Source organism: Pseudonocardia sp. CA-142604, assembly GCF_050948475.1.
Lineage (GTDB): Bacteria > Actinomycetota > Actinomycetes > Mycobacteriales > Pseudonocardiaceae > Pseudonocardia > Pseudonocardia alaniniphila.
The window spans coordinates 4,163,925-4,185,830 of sequence record NZ_CP192045.1 but is presented as its reverse complement, the minus strand read 5'-3'; the positions used below and the strand labels follow the sequence as shown (position 1 = coordinate 4,185,830).

18 protein-coding genes are annotated in these 21,906 nt (G+C 69.5%); 10 read left to right on the top strand and 8 right to left on the bottom strand.

From position 1 onward, the window contains the following. Positions 1-150: 150 nt before the first annotated feature. The 4 genes from ACQPZQ_RS19065 to ACQPZQ_RS19050 form a co-directional block, all read right to left on the bottom strand. Positions 151-1,542: a hypothetical protein gene (locus ACQPZQ_RS19065; RefSeq protein WP_433297617.1), complete on the bottom strand. Its 1,392-nt coding sequence runs from the start codon at positions 1,540-1,542 to the stop codon at positions 151-153. A gap of 125 nt (positions 1,543-1,667) precedes the next feature. Next, complete coding sequence (locus ACQPZQ_RS19060; protein WP_433297615.1) at positions 1,668-4,403, bottom strand: helix-turn-helix transcriptional regulator; 2,736 nt, start codon at positions 4,401-4,403, stop codon at positions 1,668-1,670. A 40-nt stretch (positions 4,404-4,443) separates the two neighbouring features. Next, positions 4,444-4,893: an acyl-CoA thioesterase gene (locus ACQPZQ_RS19055; RefSeq protein ID WP_433297613.1), complete on the bottom strand. Its 450-nt coding sequence runs from the start codon at positions 4,891-4,893 to the stop codon at positions 4,444-4,446. A 162-nt stretch (positions 4,894-5,055) separates the two neighbouring features. Further along, positions 5,056-5,466: a PPOX class F420-dependent oxidoreductase gene (locus ACQPZQ_RS19050; RefSeq protein ID WP_433297611.1), complete on the bottom strand. Its 411-nt coding sequence runs from the start codon at positions 5,464-5,466 to the stop codon at positions 5,056-5,058. 124 nt (positions 5,467-5,590) lie between these two features. Between ACQPZQ_RS19050 and ACQPZQ_RS19045 the strand changes: the two genes are divergently transcribed. The 8 genes from ACQPZQ_RS19045 to ACQPZQ_RS19010 all read left to right on the top strand — a co-directional run bounded on the left by ACQPZQ_RS19045 (position 5,591) and on the right by ACQPZQ_RS19010 (position 13,462). Continuing rightward, complete coding sequence (locus ACQPZQ_RS19045) at positions 5,591-8,299, top strand: AAA family ATPase (RefSeq protein WP_433297609.1); 2,709 nt, start codon at positions 5,591-5,593, stop codon at positions 8,297-8,299. Between the two features lie 220 nt (positions 8,300-8,519). Further along, a complete protein-coding gene (locus ACQPZQ_RS19040) occupies positions 8,520-9,335 on the top strand; it encodes a mycofactocin-coupled SDR family oxidoreductase (protein ID WP_433297607.1) in 816 nt (271 codons plus the stop codon). Positions 9,336-9,369: 34 nt separating this feature from the next. Next, positions 9,370-10,113 carry an SDR family oxidoreductase gene (locus ACQPZQ_RS19035; protein ID WP_433297605.1) on the top strand — a complete coding sequence of 248 codons (744 nt, stop codon included), beginning with the start codon at positions 9,370-9,372 and terminating at the stop codon, positions 10,111-10,113. A gap of 106 nt (positions 10,114-10,219) precedes the next feature. Further along, positions 10,220-10,558 carry an ArsR/SmtB family transcription factor gene (locus tag ACQPZQ_RS19030; RefSeq protein ID WP_433297603.1) on the top strand — a complete coding sequence of 113 codons (339 nt, stop codon included), beginning with the start codon at positions 10,220-10,222 and terminating at the stop codon, positions 10,556-10,558. Beyond that, positions 10,555-11,031, top strand: coding sequence for an SRPBCC domain-containing protein (locus ACQPZQ_RS19025; protein WP_433297601.1), 477 nt, complete (start codon positions 10,555-10,557; stop codon positions 11,029-11,031). The genes ACQPZQ_RS19030 and ACQPZQ_RS19025 overlap by 4 nt, the downstream gene beginning before the upstream one ends. Positions 11,032-11,152: 121 nt before the next feature. Then, positions 11,153-11,452, top strand: a complete 300-nt coding sequence (locus ACQPZQ_RS19020; protein ID WP_433297599.1) for a hypothetical protein — start codon at positions 11,153-11,155, stop codon at positions 11,450-11,452. Then, complete coding sequence (locus ACQPZQ_RS19015; protein WP_433297597.1) at positions 11,445-12,452, top strand: CobW family GTP-binding protein; 1,008 nt, start codon at positions 11,445-11,447, stop codon at positions 12,450-12,452. The genes ACQPZQ_RS19020 and ACQPZQ_RS19015 overlap by 8 nt, the downstream gene beginning before the upstream one ends. Continuing rightward, positions 12,449-13,462, top strand: coding sequence for a WD40 repeat domain-containing protein (locus ACQPZQ_RS19010; protein ID WP_433297594.1), 1,014 nt, complete (start codon positions 12,449-12,451; stop codon positions 13,460-13,462). Before ACQPZQ_RS19015 ends, ACQPZQ_RS19010 begins: the two co-directional genes overlap by 4 nt. Before the next feature lie 89 nt (positions 13,463-13,551). On the opposite strand, the gene ACQPZQ_RS19005 is transcribed toward ACQPZQ_RS19010, so the two are convergent. Next, positions 13,552-14,586, bottom strand: coding sequence for a magnesium and cobalt transport protein CorA (locus ACQPZQ_RS19005; RefSeq protein WP_433297592.1), 1,035 nt, complete (start codon positions 14,584-14,586; stop codon positions 13,552-13,554). 208 nt (positions 14,587-14,794) lie between these two features. Here ACQPZQ_RS19005 and ACQPZQ_RS19000 point away from each other — a divergent pair, with 208 nt between their 5' ends. Beyond that, positions 14,795-15,523: a DUF4118 domain-containing protein gene (locus ACQPZQ_RS19000; RefSeq protein WP_433297590.1), complete on the top strand. Its 729-nt coding sequence runs from the start codon at positions 14,795-14,797 to the stop codon at positions 15,521-15,523. Positions 15,524-15,605: 82 nt separating this feature from the next. Here ACQPZQ_RS19000 and ACQPZQ_RS18995 read toward each other — a convergent pair whose 3' ends face one another. Further along, complete coding sequence (locus tag ACQPZQ_RS18995; RefSeq protein WP_433297588.1) at positions 15,606-16,652, bottom strand: aldo/keto reductase; 1,047 nt, start codon at positions 16,650-16,652, stop codon at positions 15,606-15,608. A 241-nt stretch (positions 16,653-16,893) separates the two neighbouring features. Beyond that, a complete protein-coding gene (locus ACQPZQ_RS18990; protein WP_433297586.1) occupies positions 16,894-19,605 on the bottom strand; it encodes a helix-turn-helix transcriptional regulator in 2,712 nt (903 codons plus the stop codon). 390 nt (positions 19,606-19,995) lie between these two features. Between ACQPZQ_RS18990 and ACQPZQ_RS18985 the strand changes: the two genes are divergently transcribed. After that, on the top strand, positions 19,996-20,964 hold the full coding sequence (locus tag ACQPZQ_RS18985) for an amidohydrolase family protein (protein WP_433297584.1): 969 nt from the start codon (positions 19,996-19,998) through the stop codon (positions 20,962-20,964). A gap of 8 nt (positions 20,965-20,972) precedes the next feature. Here the strand turns inward: ACQPZQ_RS18985 and ACQPZQ_RS18980 are convergent, their stop codons facing one another. Continuing rightward, positions 20,973-21,857 (bottom strand): class I SAM-dependent methyltransferase, encoded by an 885-nt coding sequence (locus ACQPZQ_RS18980; protein WP_433297582.1) that lies wholly within the window; start codon positions 21,855-21,857, stop codon positions 20,973-20,975. Positions 21,858-21,906 lie beyond the last annotated feature (49 nt).

Here is a 21,906-nt window from a genome sequence, read left to right as displayed (position 1 = left end):
GCAACCGATGAGTCGGGCAATGGGACGTTGATGCGTTCACGGAAGGAAATATCGCAACTGTTCTACGTGGTGACCACCAGGGAATTCGAAGGCGGGAAGATTGTCCGCGAGAAGCAGTAATTCAATGAGGCGTTCGAGCCGGACCGGCGGTCATTGGAGCGGGATCGCCGCCCCGATGGCGTCCAGGCCGACCGCCTGCACGATCGTGCCGACGAGGCCGCTCTGGCTGGCGTCGAACGTCCAGCCGATGGGCCCGTCCCCAAATTGCCAGTAACTCTTGAAAGCGGCTTGGAAATCCGCGTCCTGGACGCCGAAGGTCACGTTCACCTGGTTGGCGGGACCCGACTGGAGGGAGGCACACACCGCGTTCGCCGTCTTGTTGAGGGTGTCGTCGAAGCTGACACCCGCCGCGGACAGCGCGGTCTTGACCTCGGGCAGGGCCAGGCAGCGCAGCAGAACGCCCCGCCCGCTGACGTAGTCCTTCGAGAACACGAAGCCCGTCATCGGGTCGTTCGACATGAGCGCCTTGAACGGCGCTTCACGCACGATGCCGTCGGTGCCGACGAGCAACTGCTGCACGCCCCCCGCGATCTGACCGATCCAGGTGGTGACGTCGGTCGTGAACGCGGTCTTGTCGAAGGTGGGATCGACGTGGGCCTGGACGTAGAGGGCCAACTCGTCGGCGATCTCGAGCATGCCCGCCAGGGCCGCGAGGATCAGGCCCTGGTCGCCGGACCAGGTGCAGCCCGGTTCGTACGGCGGGTTGTCGAGCGAGTTGTAGATCCCGTCGGGCAGTGGTCGTTCGTTGACCAGACCACCCATCACGCCTTTGTTGAACGTGACGAGCTTCAGGTACTGGTACTTGGAGAGGTTCGGCTCCGTGAACCACCGGCTGAACCACTCGTATTGGGCGTAGGCCATCTTGAGGTAGCCCTGGGCGGCGGCCGTCTTCTGGGGCGTGACGGTCTTCAGCGTGTTGTAGAGGCGCAGGGACAGCAGGAAGAACCCCGCGTTGGTGACCGTGTTCTTGATGCCCATGGGGTTACTGCCGGCCGAGGCACTGCTGTTGCGGCAACCGTGCGGTACCGGCATCACCTCCGTCGCCAGGTCGTAGCCCGTGCCGACCATGCGTAGCCAGCACGTCTGCGCGATGTTGAGGTAGACGGGGGCGCGCAGGTAGCCGCCCGTGCCGGGCAGGTTGTTCGCGAGCAGGAAGTCGTACGCGCTGAGCGAAGCGAGGCCGCACCAGGCGAAGTCGTCGTCCCAGACGCCGACGTTGTCCAGCATCGGCTGGAAGAACTGGTCCTCGGTCTGGGCTGCGTTCGCCAGCCGCGCATTCATGCCGTCGACCCATGGTTGGGCCTGGGCGGGCCATTTGCTGTACGCGGCGTTGACGAAGTGGATGGCCGCGTCGAGAGTGTTGGCCCGGGTCCAGAAATCGGTGATCGCCCAGCGGTTGTTGTACAGGTACCCTTGGTAGATTGGATTCACGCAGGAAACCGGGTCCATAGCGCCTCCTTCGGGAAACGATTGCCCGACCAATTGCGGCGGCTGTTGAGCGCGCCCAGGATGGCCGTCTGCGTGTGCCCGCTGCAATACGACATGCAGTTGATCCCTCCACGTCCGGCGTCACTTTCCGTGACTGAGGACATGGACTCCGGCTGGGATCAGCGGCGGAGCTGCCTGCGTGAGGTGATGTTGAGTTTGCCGAAGATCTTGTGCAGGTGATATTCGACGGTGCGCGGACTGATGAACAACCGGGCTCCGATCTCGGGATTGGTGAGACCCTCCCGAACCAGACGCGCGACCTGCGCCTCCTGCGCGGTCAACTCACCGCCGATCTCCACCGGACGTCTGCGCACGGTCTCACCGGTGGCCCCCAGTTCGCGCTCCGCACGCCGGGCGAACGCTTCCATCCCCGTCGCCGTGAACATCTCGTAGGCGGTGCGCAGTTGCTCACGCGCATCCAACCGCCGGCCCTCGCGACGCAACCACTCCCCATACAGCAGATGGGCCCGGGCGAGCTCCCCCCGAATCCGGGTGCGTCCGAGCCGTTCGATCGCCTCTCGGTAGGCACGTTCCGCCGCATAACCGTCGCTCGTCAGCGCCCGGCAGCGAGCCTCGATACCCAACCCCCAGTCTGTTGCGCTCGCGCGGGTCGACTTCGCGATCTGCTGCAGGGCGCCGTCGGCACGCTCGGGCATCCCGATGCGAGTGGCGGCCTCGACGAGCTCGACCAGCGCCCAGGCGGTCGATGCGTTCAGCTCCTCCGGGTGCTCACCGGCTCGCTCGGCCGCGGCCATCGCTTCCTCGTAGCGCCCGAAACCGTTGTTGAGCACTGCCGCCGCCAACCCGGTGACGGTCAGCCCGAGTCCCTCGCCCCGGGACACCGCTTCGTCGAGAACGGTCTCGATCAGGTCGGTGGCCTCGTCCTCGCGGCCCCGCCAGGCGGCAAGCATCAGGGCGCCGTAGGGCACGAAGGGGCTCCCGGTCGCCTCCGTGACGCCGTGCAGCTCGTCTCCCAGCGCCTCGGCAGCATCCAGCTCACCGGCGAACACGTGCGCGAGCGTGCGGGCGCTGAGGGCGAGCGGAAGCACGGAGAGCGCTCCGGTCTCCCGCGCGAGCTCCAGGAAGCGGGTGACGATCGCCTCCCACGCCTCCTCGTCCCACAGAGCGCGGGCGACGCGGCAGGTGAGCCACAGCCAGCGCAGCCCCTCCTCCTCGGAGACGTCCGGGCAGCGGAACGCGACCAGCGCGCGCTTCAACGTCGGTATGCCCGCCGCGAACCCGTCCGTGTACCCCACGGCCAGACCGTCGAGGAGGAGATCGGGCGCACGTGAAGGCGACTGCGACGGGGGCGCGGAACGTGCGGCGGCTGCGGTCTCCTGCAGTCCGCTGCTGCCCGCCAACGGGCCGGCGAAGATCGCTGCGTCCAGTGCATCCAGGTAGGTCTCCCGAGCCAGCTGCACGTCGAGCGGTTCGAGCTGTTCGGCGGCCCGCAGCAGCAGCGACGGTGCATCACGGCCACGGCTGACGGTGAACGCGATCTGCGCCCGCAACAACTCCGACCGGACACGTTGCAACGGATCCAGTGGCCCCGCCGACGCAGCCGACAGCAGTTCCAGCGCTGTGTCGGGTGCGCCGGCCTGGTGCTTGGCCTGCGCCGCGGCCAGCGCCCGCTCGGCCCGACGCTGCGGATGGAGAGTCAGATGAGTGGCCCGTTCCAGGAACGCAGCGGCCGCAACGCGCCCCCCGCGGGACTGCGCCCGCCCTGCCGAACGCTCCAGCTCCGCCGCGACGTCTTCATCCGGGCCCGCGGCCGCCTGGGCGCGGTGCCAGGCACGGCGATCGGGATCCGTGTCGGGATCGATCGACTCCGCGAGCGCACGGTGCGCGTACCGCCACTCCTCCACGGTGGCGGCCCGGTGAACCGCCGAGCGCAGCAGCGGGTGGCGAAACCGCACCTGAGCGCCGATCTCGATCAACCCGGCGGTGGTCGCAGGCGCCGCTGCCTCATGCCCGATCCCCAGCCACTGCGCGGCCCGCCAGATCAGGACGGGGTCGCCGAGCGGCTCCGCCGCGGCGATCACCAGCAGCTCGCGGGAGTCCGCCGGCAGCGGCGCGAGCTGGCGACGGAAGCTCTCCTCGATCCGCTTCGGCAGTGGCATCGTCGTGGGCAACCCGAACCCGCCGGTCAGCTCGGCGGGCGTCAGCCCGCGCGGAAGCTCCAGCAGGGCCAGCGGATTACCGCGGGCCTCGCCGACGATCCGGTCGAGCACCCGCGCGTCCACCGGACCGGGCAGCGCCGAGCCCAGCAACGCTCGTGCGTCCTCGTCGGGCAAGCCGCCCACCACCAGCTCCTGCAGACCCGTGGACTCCTCCTCGTCCGATTCCTGCTCCTCGCCGGGCTCGCGCGACGCGAAGACCATCGCCACGGACTCAGCGCCCAGCCGCCGTGCGGCGAACATCAGAGCCTGCGCGGAGGCACGGTCCAGCCACTGGACGTCATCCACCACACAGACGAGCGGCTGCTCCCGCGCCACCTCCGCAAGGAGGCCGAGCACAGCGAGGCCGACCAGCAAGCGGCCCGGCGGGTCGCCGTTGCTCAGCCCGAACGTGATGGTCAGCGCCTCGCGCTGCGGACCAGGCAGATGGGCCAGCTCATCCAGCATCGGCGCGCAGAGCTGGTGCAGCCCGGCGAACGGCAATTCCATCTCCGACTGGACACCCGAAGCGCGCGCCACACGGCAGCCCGAGGCCCGCTCGACCAGGTGCTCCAGCAGGGCCGTCTTGCCCACACCGGGCTCGCCGCGCACCACCAGCGCCCGGCTCTCGCCCGACCGGACGGCCTTCAGCAGACGGTCGAGCGCCTCACACTCGCTGCGCCGATCCCGCAGGGCCACCGGCGCTCGGCCTCCTCGCGCCACCTCAGGAGTATCCGGCCTACTCGTGCTGCTCACGTGCTGTGATGCCGGCCGGTTCCAGGAGGTCGGGCCGGGCTGCGAGCTCGCGAAGGACTCGATGAGGTTCCGCGACGAGGCGCCGGGTGCTGTGATCGAGCACTCCCATGATCTTGACCAGCTCCGTGGCCAGCACCCCGTCGGCACGGATGAAGCGATGCAGGAAGGTGAAGGTTCGTCCGGAGCCGTATGTGGGCTCGCAGGTGACGGTCACAGGTTCTCCGATGCGTAGCTCGCGCAGGTAGCGCGCCTGAGCTTCGAGGATGACCGGGCCCACCTTGTTCTCCATGAACGTCTCGGGCACGACTCCCGCGCGACGCAGGAACTCCAGCCTGACGTGGTCGGCCCAGTCGTAGTAGGCCGCGTTGTTCACGTGCCCGTTGAAGTCCACCTCGTACTGCCGCGCAGCCAGCTGCACGCTGAAGATGCCCATGCCCTGCCTTCACCAGCTTCAGGTCTGACACGGCGACTGTCGTCCGGCATCAGTGCGATCGCATCCGTGTGGATCCCGAGCCACATCCCCAGCGGGCATACCGGGGACGGCACGTGTGCGGGAGAAGGTCGGCGTATGGACGCGGCCTTGTCCGCCGTTCGGTCAGCCGGAGCGGTCGGGGCCCGCGCGGGTCAGCGTCACGCGCAGCAACACCCGCCGCTCACGCTGCATCGCCGCGCGGTATTCGTCCCAGTTCTCGTGCTCGCCCATGATCCGCCGGTAGTAGTCCACCAGGCCGTCCATCGCATCCGGCAGAGACACGATCTCGGCGCTGCCCTCCACCTGGATCCAGCTCCCGAAGAACCCATCGGGCAGCACGCACAGCCACAGCCGATGGTCCCTGCGCACGTTGCGCACCTTGACTGCGGTCTCCCGGGTGCTGACGAGCACGCGGCCGTCGTCGTCCACGCCGACCAGGACCGGTGACATCTGCGGAGTGCCGTCCTCGCGGATCGTGGCGAGCACCGCCCGGTGTTGTTCACGGATGATCTCTCGCGCTTTGTCGAGATCCATCCGACGACCGTAGTACGCCGCCGCGGTGAGCACCGGCCGACGCCCTCACATGCGCCCGCATCGGTGCGCACTGATACTCCTTGCGTGGCGCGGCGCGGATCCGCGCCGGTGGCGGTGTTGCCAGGTGTTGCGGGATCGGCGCAGTGAGTGTGACGAGCTCGACCGCCTGCTCGAGGCTGTTCGGTCGGGCGAGAGCCGGGCGCTGCTGGTGCGCGGCGAGCCCGGTGTGGGCAAGACGGCCCTCCTCGACTACCTGGTCGAACGCTCGTCGCACTGCCGCGTGGAACGGACCGCGGGCGTCCAGTCGGAGATGGAGCTGCCGTTCGCCGGGTTGCACCAGCTGTGCTTCCCGATGCTGGATCGGCGGGAGAAGCTCCCAGGTCCGCAGCGTGACGCGCTGGCCACAACGTTCGGGCTGAGCAACGGACGCCCACCGGAGCGCCTGTTGGTCGGTCTTGCCGTGCTCGGGCTGCTTGCCGAGGTGGCACGGGAGAAGCCGCTGGTCTGCGTGGTCGATGACGTCCAGTGGCTCGACCGTGCCTCCGCACAGGCCTTGATGTTCGCCGCACGGCGGCTGGGCGCCGAGTCCGTGGCGATGGTCTTCGCCTCGCGCCCTCAGCGCGGCGAGCAGGAGTCGACCGGCCTGCACGAGCTGGTGGTGGGCGGTCTGCCCGACCAGGACGCCCGAGCGCTGCTGGGCTCGGTATTGCCCGGTCCGGTGGACGAGCGGGTACTCGCCCGGATCGTCGGCGAGACCGGCGGCAATCCACTCGCGCTCCTGGAGCTACCTCGCGGATTGACGCCCGCCGAACTGACCGGCGGCTTCGGACTGCCGACGACGACGGCGCTCCCGAAGCGGATCGAGGAGAGCTTCCACCGGCAACTGGCCCCGTTGCCGGCGGACACGCGGCGCCTGCTCGTGATCGCCGCGGCGGAGCCGCTCGGCGACCCCGTGCTGGTCTGGCGGGCGGCCGGGCGGCTCGGGGTCGGCCACGAGGCGAACGGGGCAGCGGGCGGACTGCTCTCGATCGGCTTTCAGGTGCGGTTTCGCCACCCGCTGCTGCGCTCGGCGATTCACCGGGCCGCCTCCGTGGAGGAGTGGCAGAACGCGCACCGTGCGCTCGCGGAATCGATCGACCCCGACGTCGATCCCGACCGCCGGGCCTGGCACCGTGCCCAGGCGGCCGCGAAGCCGGACGAGGACGTCGCTGCAGACCTCGAGCGCTCCGCGGGGAGGGCACAAGCCCGCGGCGGGCTTGCCGCCGCCGCCGCGTTCCTCGAACGTGCCGCACACCTGACCCCCCACCCGGCCCGCCGAGCCGAGCGGGCACTGGCCGCGGCACAGGCCAAACACCAGGCAGGCGCACCCGACACGGCCCTGGAGCTGCTGGCCGTTGCCGAAGCGGGGCCGCTCGACCCTCTGCGGCGCGCCCGCGTCGATCTCCTGCGCGCGCAGATCGCATTCACCGTCAACCGCGGCCGTGACGCGCCACCGCTGCTGCTGCGGGCCGCACGGGAACTCGAACCGCTCGATGTGCAGCTGGCCCGGGAGACCTACCTGGACGCGCTCAACGCAGCGATCTTCGCCGGTCCGCTCGCCGGGAGCTGCGGTGTGCGGGAGACCGCCGAGGCAGCACGGGTCGCGCCCGCCGGGATGCAGCCCCCGCGCGCGCCCGATCTGCTCCTCGAAGGGTGGGCGGTGCGGTTCACGGACGGTTACGCCGCTGGGATGCCCATGATGCAGCGGGCACTGGTCGCCTTCCGCAGCCCGGACCTCTCCGAGGAGGAGGGGCTGCGCTGGCTCTGGCCCTCCATCCGCACCGCCCGCGACGTGTGGGACGACGAGACCTGGGAGGTCCTCGTCATCCGCTTCCTGCGGCTCGTCCGGGAGACCGGAGCGCTCAGCGCCCTGTCCGTCGCCCTGACAGCCCGCGTCGCCGTGCACGTGGTCGCAGGCGAACTGGCCACGGCTGCGGCGCTGGTGGAGGAGGTGGAGACAGTCATCGAGGCCACCGGCCCACTCGCGCCTTATGGCGCCTTGATGCTCGCCGCCTGGCGGGGCCGGGACGCCGAGGTCGCCGAGATGGTCGGCTCCACGCTCGACGATGCGAGGTCCCGCGGCGAAGGGGTCGCGCTGCCCATCACGTGGTGGGCGCTGGCGCTGCTCGACAACAGCCTCGGCCGGTACAAGGACGCGCTGACCGTTGCCCTGCGGGCCGCCGGGGACCGCCCGGAGGAGCTGGGGGCACCCATCTGGGTGCTGGTCGAGCTCATCGAGGCCGCCGCCCGGGGTGGGACGCCCGACCATGCTGCCGACGCCCTCCAGCGACTCACGCCGACGACCCGCGCCGCCGGCACCGACTGGGCGATGGGCATCGAGGCCCGCTGCCGCGCGCTGGTGGCCGAGGGCCCGGCCGCCGAGAGCGACTATCGAGAGGCGATCGACCGCCTCGGGCGCACCCGCATCCGCGGCGAGCTCGCCCGCGCCCATCTGCTTTTCGGCGAATGGCTGCGCCGCGAGGCGCGGCGCCTGGATGCGCGCGAGCAACTCCGCACGGCCTACGAGATGTTCACGGCGATGGGGATGGACGCGTTCGCCCGGCGTGCCGAGCGTGAGTTGTCGGCTGCCGGCGAGACCGTCCGCAAGCACACCGTGGAGACCGGAAGCCAACTGACCGTGCAGGAGGCGCAGGTCGCACGTCTGGTTCGCGAGGGCCTCACGAACCCGGAGATCGCGACCCGGCTGTTCATCAGCCCGCGCACCGTCGAATACCACCTGCGCAAGATCTTCGGCAAGCTCAACATCACCTCACGCAGGCAGCTCCGGCGCTGATGCCGTAGTGCTGGGCCCTCCCCCGGCCGCCAGGTGCCCTCACTAGGGATCCGACCCGGGGTTCCCACGGAGGCGCCCGGAGCGTCGCCATCGCACGGTTGAGATGCCGGCCCGACGAGGTGACCGAACGGCGGTGGCCCCGTCGCCGGACCTCGCGACCAACCGGCCGTCGAGATGGCTGCCCCGGTCGGGATCCACATGCCACAGAACGGAGCAGAGCGTGGGAAGAGTAGACGGCAAGGTCGCCTTCATCACCGGTGCTGCGCGTGGCCAAGGCCGCAGTCACGCGCTGCGGCTGGCCGAGGAAGGTGCGGACATCATCGCCCTCGACATGTGCAGGCCGCTCACCTCCGCGCGGTACAACCTGGCTTCCCCGCTGGACCTGGCGGACACGGCACGCGAGATCAGGGCCCTCGGCCGGCGCGTCGCCGCCTTCGAAGCGGACGTTCGGGATGACTGTGCGCTGCGGAAGGCGTTCGAGGCCGGGGTCGGCGAGATCGGCCCCGTCGACATCGTGATCGCGAACGCCGGCGTGGCGTTGTTCGCGGTGGACGAGGCCTACGACGCCTGGCAGGACACGATCGACATCAACCTCACCGGTGTCTTCAACACGATGGAGATCGTGGTGCCGTCGATGATCGACCGTGGGGCGGGTGGGTCGATAGTCCTGACCAGTTCGACCGCGGGGCTGCGCGGTGTACTCGGGCCGTCGCGCGCCGCGCTGGGGTACGTCGCGTCCAAACACGGCGTGGTGGGCCTCATGCGCTCCTACGCGAACATCCTCGCTCCACATTCGATCCGGGTGAACTCCGTGCACCCCTCAGCGGTCAAGACCCCCATGCTCACCGCCGCGTCGATGACGGCCTTTCTCGAAGCGAACCCGCAGATATCGGCGGGATTCACCACTCCGATGCCGATCGACGTCCTCGACTCGCGCGACGTCAGCAATGCGGTGCTCTACCTCGTGTCCGACGAGGGCCGCTACGTCACCGGCACCACGTTGCCCATCGACGGCGGCCGCACCAACAAGAACTGAGATCTCTTCCTCACGGAACCACGAAGGACAAGTGATGACATCCATCAGCGGATCGACCGTCCTCGTCACCGGCGGGCAACGTGGCCTCGGCAAATCATTCGTCGAGGCTGCGATCGATCTGGGCGCCGCCACGGTGTACGCGACGGCGCGCAGGCCAGCGCCCAGCGCCGACCCACGGGTGGTACCGCTCGCCCTCGAGGTGACCGACCCGTCCTCGGTGGCCGCACTCGCCGACCAGGTCCGCGATGTGTCCATCCTCGTCAACAACGCCGGCGCGACACTGCGGAAGCGACTCATCAGCACCGAGGTGGACGAGCTCAAGGATCTGTTCGAGACCAACCTCTTCGGCGTACTGCGGGTCACCCAGGCTCTCGCGCCCACCCTCGCCGCCAACGGTGGCGGAATATTGATCAACATCCACTCCGCGATGTCCTGGATCGCCGGAGCGGGCCCCTACGGCGTGACCAAGGCCGCGTTGTGGTCAGCGACCAACTCCTTGCGCATCGACCTGGCCCCACAAGGGACCCAGGTCGTCGGCGTCCACCTCGGCTACACCGAGACGGACATGACCGCGAACCTCGACGTCGTGAAGAACGATCCTCGCGAACTGGCCCATGCCGTGCTGGTCGCGGCCGAGAACGGACAGACCGAGGTGCTGTCGGACGAGGTGAGCCGGCATGTCAAGGCGGCACTCTCCGGCCCGGTCGAGGGACTCGAGTTCACGCTCGTCGACGGCAAGGTGGTGGCCAAGCACGCGTCCGCCGACACGTCTGTATGACGACGAGGCCGTGCGCGTGACGCACCGTGCCGGCGCCGGACGACCGTCGGGACGACCCAATACTGTGCCCTTGCGCTAAGTGTTTGGCCGGGCCACACTTAGCCGCGTGGCACAGTATTCGGCGGAGGTCGACGGCGTCTTCGTCGCCCTCGCCGACCCGACCCGGCGCGGCGTCATCCGCCGCCTCGGCCGCGGCCCGACGAGCGTGAGCGATCTCGCGCGCGAGTTCCCGATGACCCTCCCCTCCTTCATGAAGCATGTGCGGACGCTCGAGGCGAACGGCCTGATCAGCACGGTCAAGCTCGGCCGCGTGCGCACCTGCGTGCTCAACCGCGACCGTCTCGCTCTCGTCGACGACTGGCTCGCGGAGCAGCACCGGATCTGGGAAGAGCGCACCGACCGACTCGAACGGCTCGTCACCGACCCCGACCAGGAGCAGCAATGAACCCAGAACTCGACCTGACCATGGAGCGGATCATCCGCGCCCCACGCGCCGTTGTGTGGAGCGCGTGGACCGATCCGTCCCGGCTCGAGAAGTGGTGGGTCCCGGCTCCGACCCTGTGCCGCGTCGACCACCTGGATGTCCGGCCCGGCGGCGGGTTCGTGACGCGACTGAGCGACGACGGGGCGGAGTTCGTCCCCCACATCGACGCGAGCTTCCTCGTCGTCGACGAACTCGAGCGGATCGTGTTCACGAACGCGATCGACAGCACCTGGCGTCCCACGAATCCCGCGCCGGTCCCCATGACGGCCGAGATCACGCTGACCGATCACCCGGACGGCACGGACTACCGGGTCCTCGTCCGGCACGGCGATCCCGCCGCCCGCACTCGCCACGAAGAACTCGGCTTCCTCGAAGGCTGGGGCTCGGTCACCAAGCAACTCGCCGCCGTCGCGGAGAGCCAGGCCGCGCGTTGACGATCGCGCTCACGGAGCTCGTCACCCTCGACCAGGTCAGCCAGACCCCCGGCTAGCGCGCTGCGGATACATGCGCGCCTCCCTATTTGAAAATCATATTCAGTAACGGTTGACTCGTGGCGTGACCTTCCCCTCGCTGCCTCTCAACCTCGGCGGCGCGCCTCGTGACCCGGGCCGCGGGCGCCGCGCCACAGAGATCGCCGATCTGGTGCGCGTCCTGCTGCAGCTACCGGCGGATGCGCCGGTCACCGTGTTTCCACTCGCCTGTCGCGAGCCCGGCTGCCCACCGGTGGAGACCGTGATCGCCGTGCTCGCGCCACCCCGGCGGCGCTGGACGATCCACCGCCCGCTGGTCCAGATCGACGACGGGGTCGTCACCGACCTGCTCACCCACAACCCGCAGGGATTCACCCATGACTGATCAGCGCATCCCCGTGACCGTCCTGACCGGCTTCCTCGGCTCGGGCAAGACCACGCTGCTCAACCGGATCCTCACGGAACAGCACGGCCGCCGCATCGCCGTGATCGAGAACGAGTTCGGCGAGGTGGGGGTGGACGACGCGCTGGTACTCGACGCCGAGGAGGAGGTGTTCGAGATGAACAACGGCTGCATCTGCTGCACCGTGCGCGGCGACCTCATCCGCATTCTCGGTGCCCTGCTGCGGCGCAAGGACCGGTTCGACGCGATCCTCATCGAGACCACCGGGCTGGCCGACCCCGCGCCGGTCGCGCAGACCTTCTTCATGGACGACGCCCTGCGCGCCGAACTGCGCCTCGACGCGATCGTCACAGTCGTCGACGCCAAGCACGTCCTCGGTCACCTGGACGAGGTCAAACCCGACGGGGTGGAGAACGAGGCCGTCGAGCAGATCGCGTTCGCCGACCGGATCGTGCTCAACAAGATCGATCTCGTCGAGGCCGCGCAGGCCGCCGAGGTGACCCGCCGGATCCGCGCGATCAACGCGCCGGTCATGGTGCTACCCGCCGTGCGCGGCGACGTCGACCTCGCCGACGTCCTCGACGTTCACGCGTTCGACCTCGACGCGATCCTGGCCGGCGAGCCGGAGTTCCTCGACCCCGACTCCGAGCACCAGCACGACGAGTCGGTGACGAGCGTCGGGATCGAGGCCGACGGCACCATCGACCCGGGCGCACTCAACACCTGGCTGGGCGCGCTGCTGGCCACTCGCGGACAGGACCTCTACCGGAGCAAGGGCGTGCTCTGCCTCGCCGACACCGACCGCCGCTACGTCTTCCAGGGCGTACACATGCTCCATGACGGCGAGCTCGGCGAGCCGTGGCGCGACGGGGAGTCCCGGCGCAACCGGATCGTGTTCATCGGCCGCAACCTCGACCGCGAGGAGCTGACCGCCGGGTTCCGCTCCTGCCTGACCGCCGCATCGGTCGGGGTGGCCGGATGACGACCGCGACCGCGGACACACGCTGGACCGTCGATCTGGGCGAGCCGGTGATCCACTGCGTGCCCTTGCCCGGCGGGCTCGCGGCCGGAGGCTCGGAAGGCACGATCGTCGTCGTCGACCTCTCGAGCAGCGTCCTGCTCCGGCTGCATCTCGACGACTTCCTGCTCGGCCTGGCCGCCAGCCCGGACGGCACACGTCTCGCCGCAGGCGGCGGCGAGCGGGTCGCGGTCTGGGACCTCGCCGACGGCCGTCTCCTCGCCGAGCACCCCACTCAGTGGAGCTCGGCCCTGGCCTGGTCCGCCCGTTCCGACCTGCTCGCCGTGGGCGACGGCAAGCAGGTGCGCGTCCTCGACCGCGACGGCGCACCCCGCTGGACCTCGACCCCATTGACGTCCACTGTGGCCGGTCTGGCGTTTCTCCGACGCGACGGCCGCCGCATCACCGCGGCCGCCTACCGAGGCGTCACCATCTTCGAACCCGACTCCGACCGGCTGATCGAGCATCTCCTCGCACCGGGATCGATCGCCGGGATCGCCGTCGCCCCCAACGGACGCTGGGTCGTGGGCGGCAGCCAGGACGCCACACTGCACGGCTGGAAGGTCCCGGGCGGCGACGACTTCCGGATGAGCGGCTTCCCCACGACCGTCTCCCGGCTCGCATTCGAGTCCAGCGGCCGCTGGATGGCGTGCGACGGCGGCGACGCCGTCGCGTTCTGGGACTTCTCCGGGCACGGACCCACCGGCCGCGAAGCCGTGCTCGGCGACGGCCACCGCGGCCTGATCACGGCGATGGCCTGGTATCCCGGCAACGCACGCACGCTCGTGACCGGCGACGGCAACGGCGATGTCATGACGTGGGTACTCGACACGTCCGTCCGCCCCGGAGAGCGCATCGGCCCCACACGCGCCCGGTCCACGGGCGACCCGATCGACGCCCTCACCGTCGTCGACGGCTACCACCCGGTCACCGGGCACCGATCTGGCGCGATCACCTGCGGCACGGCATCGTGACGGTGCCCCGCACGCTGACCCTCGAAGCGGACGGGCGCCGCACGACCGGTTCGTCACCACCACGACAGGACGCCGGCCGTCGATACGGGTCAGATCCAGCCGCTCTTCTTGAACAGCACGTAGAGCCCGAACGCGAGCAGCAGCATCACGAGCAGGGCCAGCGGGTAGCCGAGCGTCCAGTGCAGCTGGGGCATGTGGGTGAAGTTCATGCCGTAGATCGTGGCGATCAGGCTGGGTGCGAACAGGATGGCCGCCCACGAGGAGATCCGTTTGACCTGCCCGCTCTGACCGTAGCTGGCCTCGGTCAGCGCGGTGAGCTCGGCGCTCTGCCGCTGGGCTACCAGAGCTGCGTTGACCGCCATGACGTCGACGAGCAGTTCGCGGAAGCTCTGTGCGCGTTCGACCGCGCGGGTGCTGTGGTCGGCCACATCGCGCAGCGCCCGGCGCAGCTCCAGGTCGGACTCCCCGGCCTGGGCCTTCAGATGCTCGCGTAACTCGGAGCAGAGTGCAGGTAACGGCTCGACGGCGCGCTGGAACGTGATCACCTCGCGGGTCAGGTGATAGATCCGTCTCGATGCGGTGGGATCGCCGTCGAATACCTGCACCTCGATCTCGTCGATATCCGTTTGCAGGCCATCGAGCACCGGACCGTAATCGTCGACGACCTTGTCGAACACCGCGTAGAGAACCGCGAAAGGCCCGCTCCGGAGCAAGTTGGGGTCCTGTTCGAGACGGTGGCGCACCGGGCGCAGGTCGGGTTCTTCGGCATGCCGGACGGTGATCACGAAATCCGGCCCGAGGAACAGATGCAGCTCACCGATCTCGATCGCCTCGGCGGAGTCGACGTAGCGGACCGGGCGCAGTACGACGAACAGGATGTCGTCGTAGCGTTCCAGCTTCGGTCTCTGGTGCGCCGTGATCGTGTCTTCGACGGCCAGTCTGTGCAGGTTGAACTCCTGCGCCACCGCGTGGATCTCGTCGGGATCCGGGTGCAGCAGCCCGATCCAGCAGAAGCTGTGGCCGTCGCCCGGGCAGGCTCGCAACTCCGAGAAGGTGCGGTCCATCGAGCCCGGCTGCACCTCTCGGCGGCCGTCGATGTAGATGGCGTTGTCGACCACCGGCATGACGCGGCTCCCAACGGTGAGGCAGGTACCCGGCGGTGGGTCGGACCGGGACCACCGGACAATTCTCCCATCGGAGTGCCATCGCGTGCTCGACATCGGCCTTGACGAGATCCGAATGGTCGATGCCCGGGACATGGGGTTTGATGGGGCTGTGCAGGTGGAACCGATCCTGCAAGCTCATCGGCCGCTCGTTGTCGGCGCTGCTGCCGTGGCACCCCTGGTTGCCTGCGCGGCGCTGAGCCCGCTCCGGGACAACTTCGCGAACACCAATATCGCGCTCGTGCTGGTACTGCTCATCGTCGCGGGTGCCGCCACCGGCATCCGCGCGGCGGGCCTCGTCGCCGCGTTGTCGAGCGCGGCCTGGTTCGACTTCTTCTTCACCGAGCCGTACAACCACTTCAGCATCATCGATCGCGCGGACATCGAGACGGCGGTGCTGCTCATGCTCGTGGGCGGCGCCGTGACCGAGATAGCCCTCTGGGGACGGCGCCAGCAGGCGCGTGCGAGCAGCGAGCAGGGCTACCTCGACGGCGTGCTGAGCACCTCCGCGGCAGTCGGCGCCGGCCGCTCGTCCACGGACTCCTTGCTCGACCACGTGTGCGAACAGATCGTCGGCGTCCTCGGCATCGACCGTTGCCGCTTCGATCCCGGCAGCGACGCCATCCTCGCGACCCTCAACAACGACGGGACCATGACGTACAACGGCCGCCCTTTCGACGTCGGTCGTCTCGGGCTGCCGACCGACTCCGAGATCGCGCTCGTGGTGCAGAGCGGTGGCGTCGTCCATGGCAGATTCCTGCTCACCGCCGCTACCCGGATCGTCCGGCCGACGCTGGAGCAACTCCGCGTCGCGATCGCACTCGCCAACCAGGTAGGTGCCGCGCTCGCCACCTCCGATCTCGACAGGCGTCCTCCGCGCACCGAACCGAATCGCTGACCGCATCCGGGGAACTCATCATCTGAGTGCGCGTTCAGCAACATCGCCCTGCGGAGGTGGGTCCGACCGGGCCGCTCCTGTCCTAGCAGACAGCACGACGTCGACGCTTCGGATCGGCAAGGACGGCGGCGCCGTAGCCCGCGTCGTCGGGATTGAGGTCGACGCCGGGTGCCACGACGTGGTCGATGCGGTCGAGCAGGGCGGCTTCCAGAACGATGTCCGCAGCACTCAACTGGCCGTGCAGGTGCTCGGCGGTGCGGGGGCCGATGATCGCCGCAGAGACTGCGGGGTGGGTGGTGACGAACGCCAGCGCCAACTGAATCAGTGTCAGGCCGGCTTCGTCGGCGATGCCGGCCAGTTCAGTGGCGGCGTCGAGCTTGGCCTGGTTGCCCGGGACGTCCAAGTCGTAGTGAGCGGACGTGGTGCGGAAGGGCATCGTCCGCGTGCGGTGGCTGGACGGGTCGGCCGCGTCCCGACGCCAGCGTCCGGACAGCCAGCCCCCGGCCAGCGGGCTCCAGGCAAGTACGCCCATGCCGTATGTCTCGCAGGTGGGCAGCACGTCGGCTTCGACGCCCCGGGTCAGCAGGGAGTACGGAGGCTGTTCGCAGACGAAACGCTCACGTTGCCGTCGCTCGGCGGTCCATTGCGCCCGCACGATCGTCGAGGGGGAGAATGTCGATGAGCCCGCGTAGCGAATCTTGCCTGTGCGGACGAGGTCGGACAGCGCACCCAGGGTCTCGTCGAGGTCGGTGGCGGAATCGGGTCGGTGCACCTGGTAGAGGTCGATGTGATCGGTGTCCAGGCGGCGCAGACTCTCCTCGCATGCCCGGACGATCCAGCGCCGCGAGGCTCCGCGTTCGTTGAGGCCGGGGCCCATCGGGCTCGACACCTTGGTCGCCAGGATGACCTCGTCGCGCCGTCCGGCGATCGCCTTCCCCACGATGACCTCGGACTCACCGCCCGAATACACGTCGGCCGTGTCGATGATGTTGACGCCCGCGTCGAGCGCGGTGCGGATGACGGTGATCGAATCGTGATGGTCGGGGTTCCCCCACTTTCCGAACATCATCGCGCCCAAGCACAGCGAGCTGACATGGACTCCGGTGCTTCCCAGCGTGCGGTACTGCATGACGTGGACGACCCTCCTGCGGACGCGACAGCGCAACGGAACGGCCGACAGCCACCTGCTACCGTCCGCGGCTACCGGAGTCACCTCCGGTAGCCGCCGCACGATAAACGGAGGATGCTCCATATAGCAAGCGGGTGGCAGGACGAGGCCGCGATCCGCGTCAGCTACCCCGACATCACGAGTTCACGCTCAGTGGCAACGATGGCTGCGCGTCAACCCCTCGCCACGCGCCGGGCCGTGTTCAGATCTGGTTGCGTGAGGTGATGTCGAGCTTGCTGAAGAGCCTGCTCAGATGCCATTCGACGGTCCGCGGGCTGATGAACAGCCGAATCCCGATCTCAGGGTTCGTGAGGCCTTCGCGAACCAGGCGAACGATCTGGGCCTCCCGCGCGGTGAGTTCCTTGGTGGGCTCGGTGCAGCGTCTGCGGGCGGTCTCGCCGGTGGCCAGCAACTCGCCGGCCGTCCGCTGGGCGAACGCGTCCATCCTCATCGCGCCGAACATCTCGTGGGCGGTACGGAGCTGCTCGCGCGCGTCGAGGCGGCGACGCTCACGGCGCAGCCACTCGCCGTACAACAGATGGGCGCGCGCGAGCTCCCCACGCAGGCGGGTGCGGCCGAGGCGATCGATCGCTTCGCGGTACGCGTCCTCGGCGGCTTGGCCGTCGCTCAGCAAGGCGCGTGAGCGGGCCTCGAGGCCCCGCGCCCAGTCGGTGTCGTTCGCGCGGGCCAGCAGGGAGAGCCGCTCGAAGGCCGTGGCGGCGAGTCCTGTCTCGCCGCTGTGGGTGGCCGCCTCGATGAGTTCGGCCAGCGTTCCGCGGGCGAGCATGCTCATCTCCTGCGGGAGCGCGTCGCAGATCTGGGTGGCCGGCGCCAGCGCGTCCTCGTATCGACCGAGGCCGTTGTACAGCACGGCCTGCGCCCACCCGACGATCGTCAGCCCGATCCCCTCGCCCCGGCGCCGGACCTCGGCGCCGCTCGCCGCGATCAGCTTGACGAGGTGGTCCTCGCAGCCGCGCCAGGCAGCGAGCATCACTGCGCTGTGCGGCCACGACGGCTCCCCTGTCGCCGCGGTGGCCGCGTGGAGCTCCTCCAGCAGCGATTCCGCCGCGGTCAGATCACCCAGGAGGACGTGCGCGTTGATGCGTTCGTTCAGGGCCGTGGGCAGCCTGCCGAGCGCGCCGGCGTCGCGAGCGAACTGGACGTGGCGGGTGGCGAGCAGGTCCCAGGCCGCGTCGTCGCCCAGGTCTCCGGCGGCGAGATGGGCATGCCAGAGCCAGCGGAAACCGTCCTCGTCGGACAGGGTGGGGCCGAGGAAGGCGCTCAACGCCCGCCGTAGCAGCGGTGTCCCCACGGTGTAACCGTCGGTGAACCGCGCCGCCAGGCCGTCGAGGAGGAGATCGGTCGCGCGCGGGGGCTGCGGTGCGGCGGGCACCGCCCGCGCCGCTTCGGCCACCTCCCGGACATCGGCGCCGCACGCCAGGTGACCGGCGTGCATGGCCGCGGCGAGCGCGTCCAGATAGGTCTCACGGGCCAGCCGCAGGTCGAGCGGCTCGAGTTGCTTGGCGGCCTTGAGAAGAAGCGGGGCTGCATCGGAACCGCGATTCATCGCAAAGGCGAGCTCTGCGCACAGCTGGTCCACGCGGGCATGCTGCAGCGGGTCCAGCGGGCCTGCCGCCGCGGTCGACAGCAGTTCCATCGCCGCGTCGGGTGAGCCGGCCTCGTGCATGGCGTGCGCTGCAGCCAGCACGCGCTCGGCCCGTCGTGCCGGATCGACGGTCAGGTGGGCGGCCTGTTCCAGGAATACGGCGGCTGCTGACGGTCCGCCGCGCTTCTGGGCGCGCTCCACAGAGCGCTCGAGCTCCGCCGCAATGCTCTCGTCGAACCCCTGCGCCGCCTGGGCGCGATGCCACGCGCGGTGATGGGGATCCGCCTCGGGATCGATGGCCTCGGCCAACGCCCGGTGCGCGCTCCGTTGTTCCTCCACGGAGGCTGCACGCAGAATCGTGGAGCGCATCGTCGGATTCCGGAACCGCACCTGGGCGCCGATCTCGACCAGCCCGGCCGCGGGTGCGGCCGCCCCGATCCCGATTCCGTGCCGATGAGCCGCCCGCCACACCAGCACCGGGTCACCGAGCGGTTCCGCCGCGGCGATCAGCAGCAGCCGCCGCGTGTCGCCCGGTAAGGACTCGAGTTGCCGCTGGAGGCTCTCCCCGGCCTGCCTCGGGACCGTCGTCCTGCCTGGCAGGCCGAACCCGCCGGTCAACTCGGCGGGTGTCAGTTCCTCCCGCAGCTCCAGAAGCGCCCGAGGGTTGCCCCGGGTTTCGGCGACGATCCGGTCGACCACTCGCTCGTCCGCCGGTCCGAGCAACACCTGGCCCAGTAGTGCTCGCGCATCGTCGTGCGCCAAGCCCGTGACCACCAGCTCCGGCAGCCCCGTCGCCTCGTCCTTCTCGTGTTTGCGCGACGCGAAGACCAACCCGACCGACTCGGCCCCCAACCGCCGAGCGACGAACGTCAACGTCTGCGCCGATGCCTTGTCGAGCCACTGCGCGTCATCCACCACCCAGACGAGCGGCTGTTCGTCGGCCACCGTGGCCAACAGGCCGAGTACGGCCAGGCCGACCAGGAAGCGACTCGGCGCCTCCCCCTTCTGCAACCCGAACGCCGTGCGCAACGCGTCGCGCTGGGGATCGGGCAGGCGTTCGAGCCGGTCCACCATCGGGGCGCACAGCTGATGGAGCCCGGAGAACTCCAACTCCATCTCGGCGGGGACACCCGCGGTCCTGGCCACGCGGAACCCCGGCGCCTGCCCGGCCACGTAGTCCAGCAGTGCCGACTTGCCGACGCCCGGATCGCCGCGCAGGACGAGGACCTGGCTCTTACCCGCCCGTACGGCGGCGAGCAGTCGATCGAGCGCTTCACGCTCACGGCGTCGGCCAAGCAACACGTCCACCACCCACCGCCTCAGGTCAGCGTCGACAAGTCAGGCACGACCACCTGCAGACCGGACACGATCGTGGTGCCATCGCGGTGGTCCCGAGCGGCACCAACAGGAGTCGTTCGAGCGATTGGCTTGCTGTCATCACATCGGCCGCCGCGCCACAGGTGCTTCCGAAGTGGCGCAAGCCGTGCGGGTAAGGGTGCCGCCCGACCGAGCGGATGTCGTGATGGCCTCCGGCCATCTTCCATTACCGGCTGGCCGGAACCCGGTGTGCCAGCTGCCACTGCCAGCGCGGCACGATCCGGATGAACCGACCTCGATCCCCGGCAACGCGCGTCAGACGTCGCAACCTCGGCCGCGCGGTTCTCCGGTGGCCGCGTCTCGGTGGGGCAGGCTGGAGCCATGACTGGGAGCTGGATCGACGTGCACGCCCACTACAGCCCGCCGAGCACCGCGCAACAACGGGAGGCAAGCCGGCAGGCGATGCGAGAGGCGTGCTTCATGGTGCCGGAGCCGTACCACTGGACCGTCGAGAAGACCCTCGACCACATGGACCGCACCGGCATCGGGATGCAGCTGCTGAGCAACCAGCCCGCCGGAACGGAGGCGTTGCGTGCGTCGAACGACTACGGCGCCGAACTGGTGCAGCGATATCCACAGCGGTTCGGGTTGCTCGCAGCGCTGCCCACCGACGACCCGGCGGCGACGATGGCCGAGCTCGACCGCGCCGACGAGCTGCACGCGGACGGGTTCGCGGTGACCTGCCGGCGCAACGGCGTGTACCTCGGCGACCCGAGCCTCGATCCGATGTGGGCGGAGCTCGATCGCCGCGGCGCCACGGTCTTCGCGCACCCGGACGCCTACGCGGCAGGGACCCAGGGCCGTCCGGCTCCGTTGATCGAGGTGGGCTTCGAGACGACGCGGACGATCGTGGACATGGTCTACGCCGGTCTCTTCCGGAAGTACCCCGACATGAGGCTGATCGTCGCGCACTGCGGTGGCGGCGGCACGCTGCCCGCGATGACGGGGCGGCTCGGGCTGCTGGGCGCCGAGCCGTGGGTGCCCAACCCGAACGCGCTGACGGCCGAGGAGATGCGTACCCAGCTGCGGCGGCTGTATCTCGACACCGCAGCCACCGGGTTCGCTTCCTCCCTCGCTCCGGCGCTCGTCATGACCACGCCGGACCACATCGTGTACGGCTCCGACTCCGGGGTGCCGTGCAGCACCGAGGAGACCATCGAGGCCAACAAGCAGGCGCTGCTGGAGTTCGACGGCCTCACCCGGCAGCAGCGCGAGGCCGTCGGCCGCAACGCCGCGGCGCTGTTCCCCGCTGCCGCGGCCCGTCTCGACGGATGGACCGCAGCGGCCTGACCGCGGTGCTACCCAGCCAGTTGGAAATGCCAGACGATCGTCACAGGCCGTCCGGCGTTGACGGCGTGCGCCGCGTCGGGCACCAGCGCGGCGAGGCTCCAGGGCCAGCGCTCCCACGGTCCCACCCCGTCGCTCGTGGCAGATCGTGGAGGGCTTGCCGGCAGTCGGGGCTCCTCGCAGCGTCGCACCTGCAGACCGACCGGCAGGGCCGCACGCAGATAGTCACCGACGAGATGGCGGTAGGTCGACACGCGTGCGGGACGGCCGCCCGGCCCGACGACGGAGGGGATCGAGCCCAGAGCCACCGATTCCTGGTGGCCGTCCGAGATCACCAGATGCCCGCCGGGACGCAGGACCCGTGCGAACTCCGTCATCACGGGTTCGAGCGCCGGAACGTGATTCAACGCGAGGCCGCAAACGATGATGTCGGCCGAATCGTCGGAGAGCGGCAGATCCTGGAGATCGCCCGAGCGGAAATCGGCCTGCGGTACGCGAGTACGCGCTCGGGCGAGCATGTCGGGTGAGCTGTCCACACCGATGACCTGATGACCGCGTGCCGCCAGGTACTCCGCATATCTGCCGGTGCCGCAGGCGGCGTCGACGGCGACGCCCGCCGGCCGCCCGTCGAGGATCTCGTGTACGAGAGGCTCCTCGAAATCGAACAGCCCGTTGCGCGGCTCGTCATAGGTCGTCGACCACACGCGATATCCGTCGACCGTGTCGACGCGGTCGACCAGAACGCCGTGCCCGTTCAACGACTCGTCGTCGAGCAACTCGCGTATCTCGGCCAGCCGCGCCTCGACGAACTGCCGGTCGAACTCCCCGGTGAACGCACGCAGCAACGCGACACCCTCGAGGCCGAGCAGATATGCCAGCGGGTGCTCGTAGATCACAACGGCACGGTAGCCGGGCGCATCCGAAGCGAGCTAACCGTTTATGCGT

Excerpts from the sequence above, each read along its gene's own strand:
- ACQPZQ_RS18995 (WP_433297588.1), bottom strand. The coding sequence starts at position 16,652 with ATGCAGTACCGCACGCTGGGAAGCACCGGAGTCCATGTCAGCTCGCTG.
- ACQPZQ_RS19055 (WP_433297613.1), bottom strand. The coding sequence starts at position 4,893 with ATGGGCATCTTCAGCGTGCAGCTGGCTGCGCGGCAGTACGAGGTGGAC.
- ACQPZQ_RS19005 (WP_433297592.1), bottom strand. The coding sequence starts at position 14,586 with ATGCCGGTGGTCGACAACGCCATCTACATCGACGGCCGCCGAGAGGTG.
- ACQPZQ_RS19035 (WP_433297605.1), top strand. The coding sequence starts at position 9,370 with ATGACATCCATCAGCGGATCGACCGTCCTCGTCACCGGCGGGCAACGT.
- ACQPZQ_RS18985 (WP_433297584.1), top strand. The coding sequence starts at position 19,996 with ATGACTGGGAGCTGGATCGACGTGCACGCCCACTACAGCCCGCCGAGC.
- ACQPZQ_RS19050 (WP_433297611.1), bottom strand. The coding sequence starts at position 5,466 with ATGGATCTCGACAAAGCGCGAGAGATCATCCGTGAACAACACCGGGCG.
- ACQPZQ_RS19025 (WP_433297601.1), top strand. The coding sequence starts at position 10,555 with ATGAACCCAGAACTCGACCTGACCATGGAGCGGATCATCCGCGCCCCA.
- ACQPZQ_RS19010 (WP_433297594.1), top strand. The coding sequence starts at position 12,449 with ATGACGACCGCGACCGCGGACACACGCTGGACCGTCGATCTGGGCGAG.
- ACQPZQ_RS19015 (WP_433297597.1), top strand. The coding sequence starts at position 11,445 with ATGACTGATCAGCGCATCCCCGTGACCGTCCTGACCGGCTTCCTCGGC.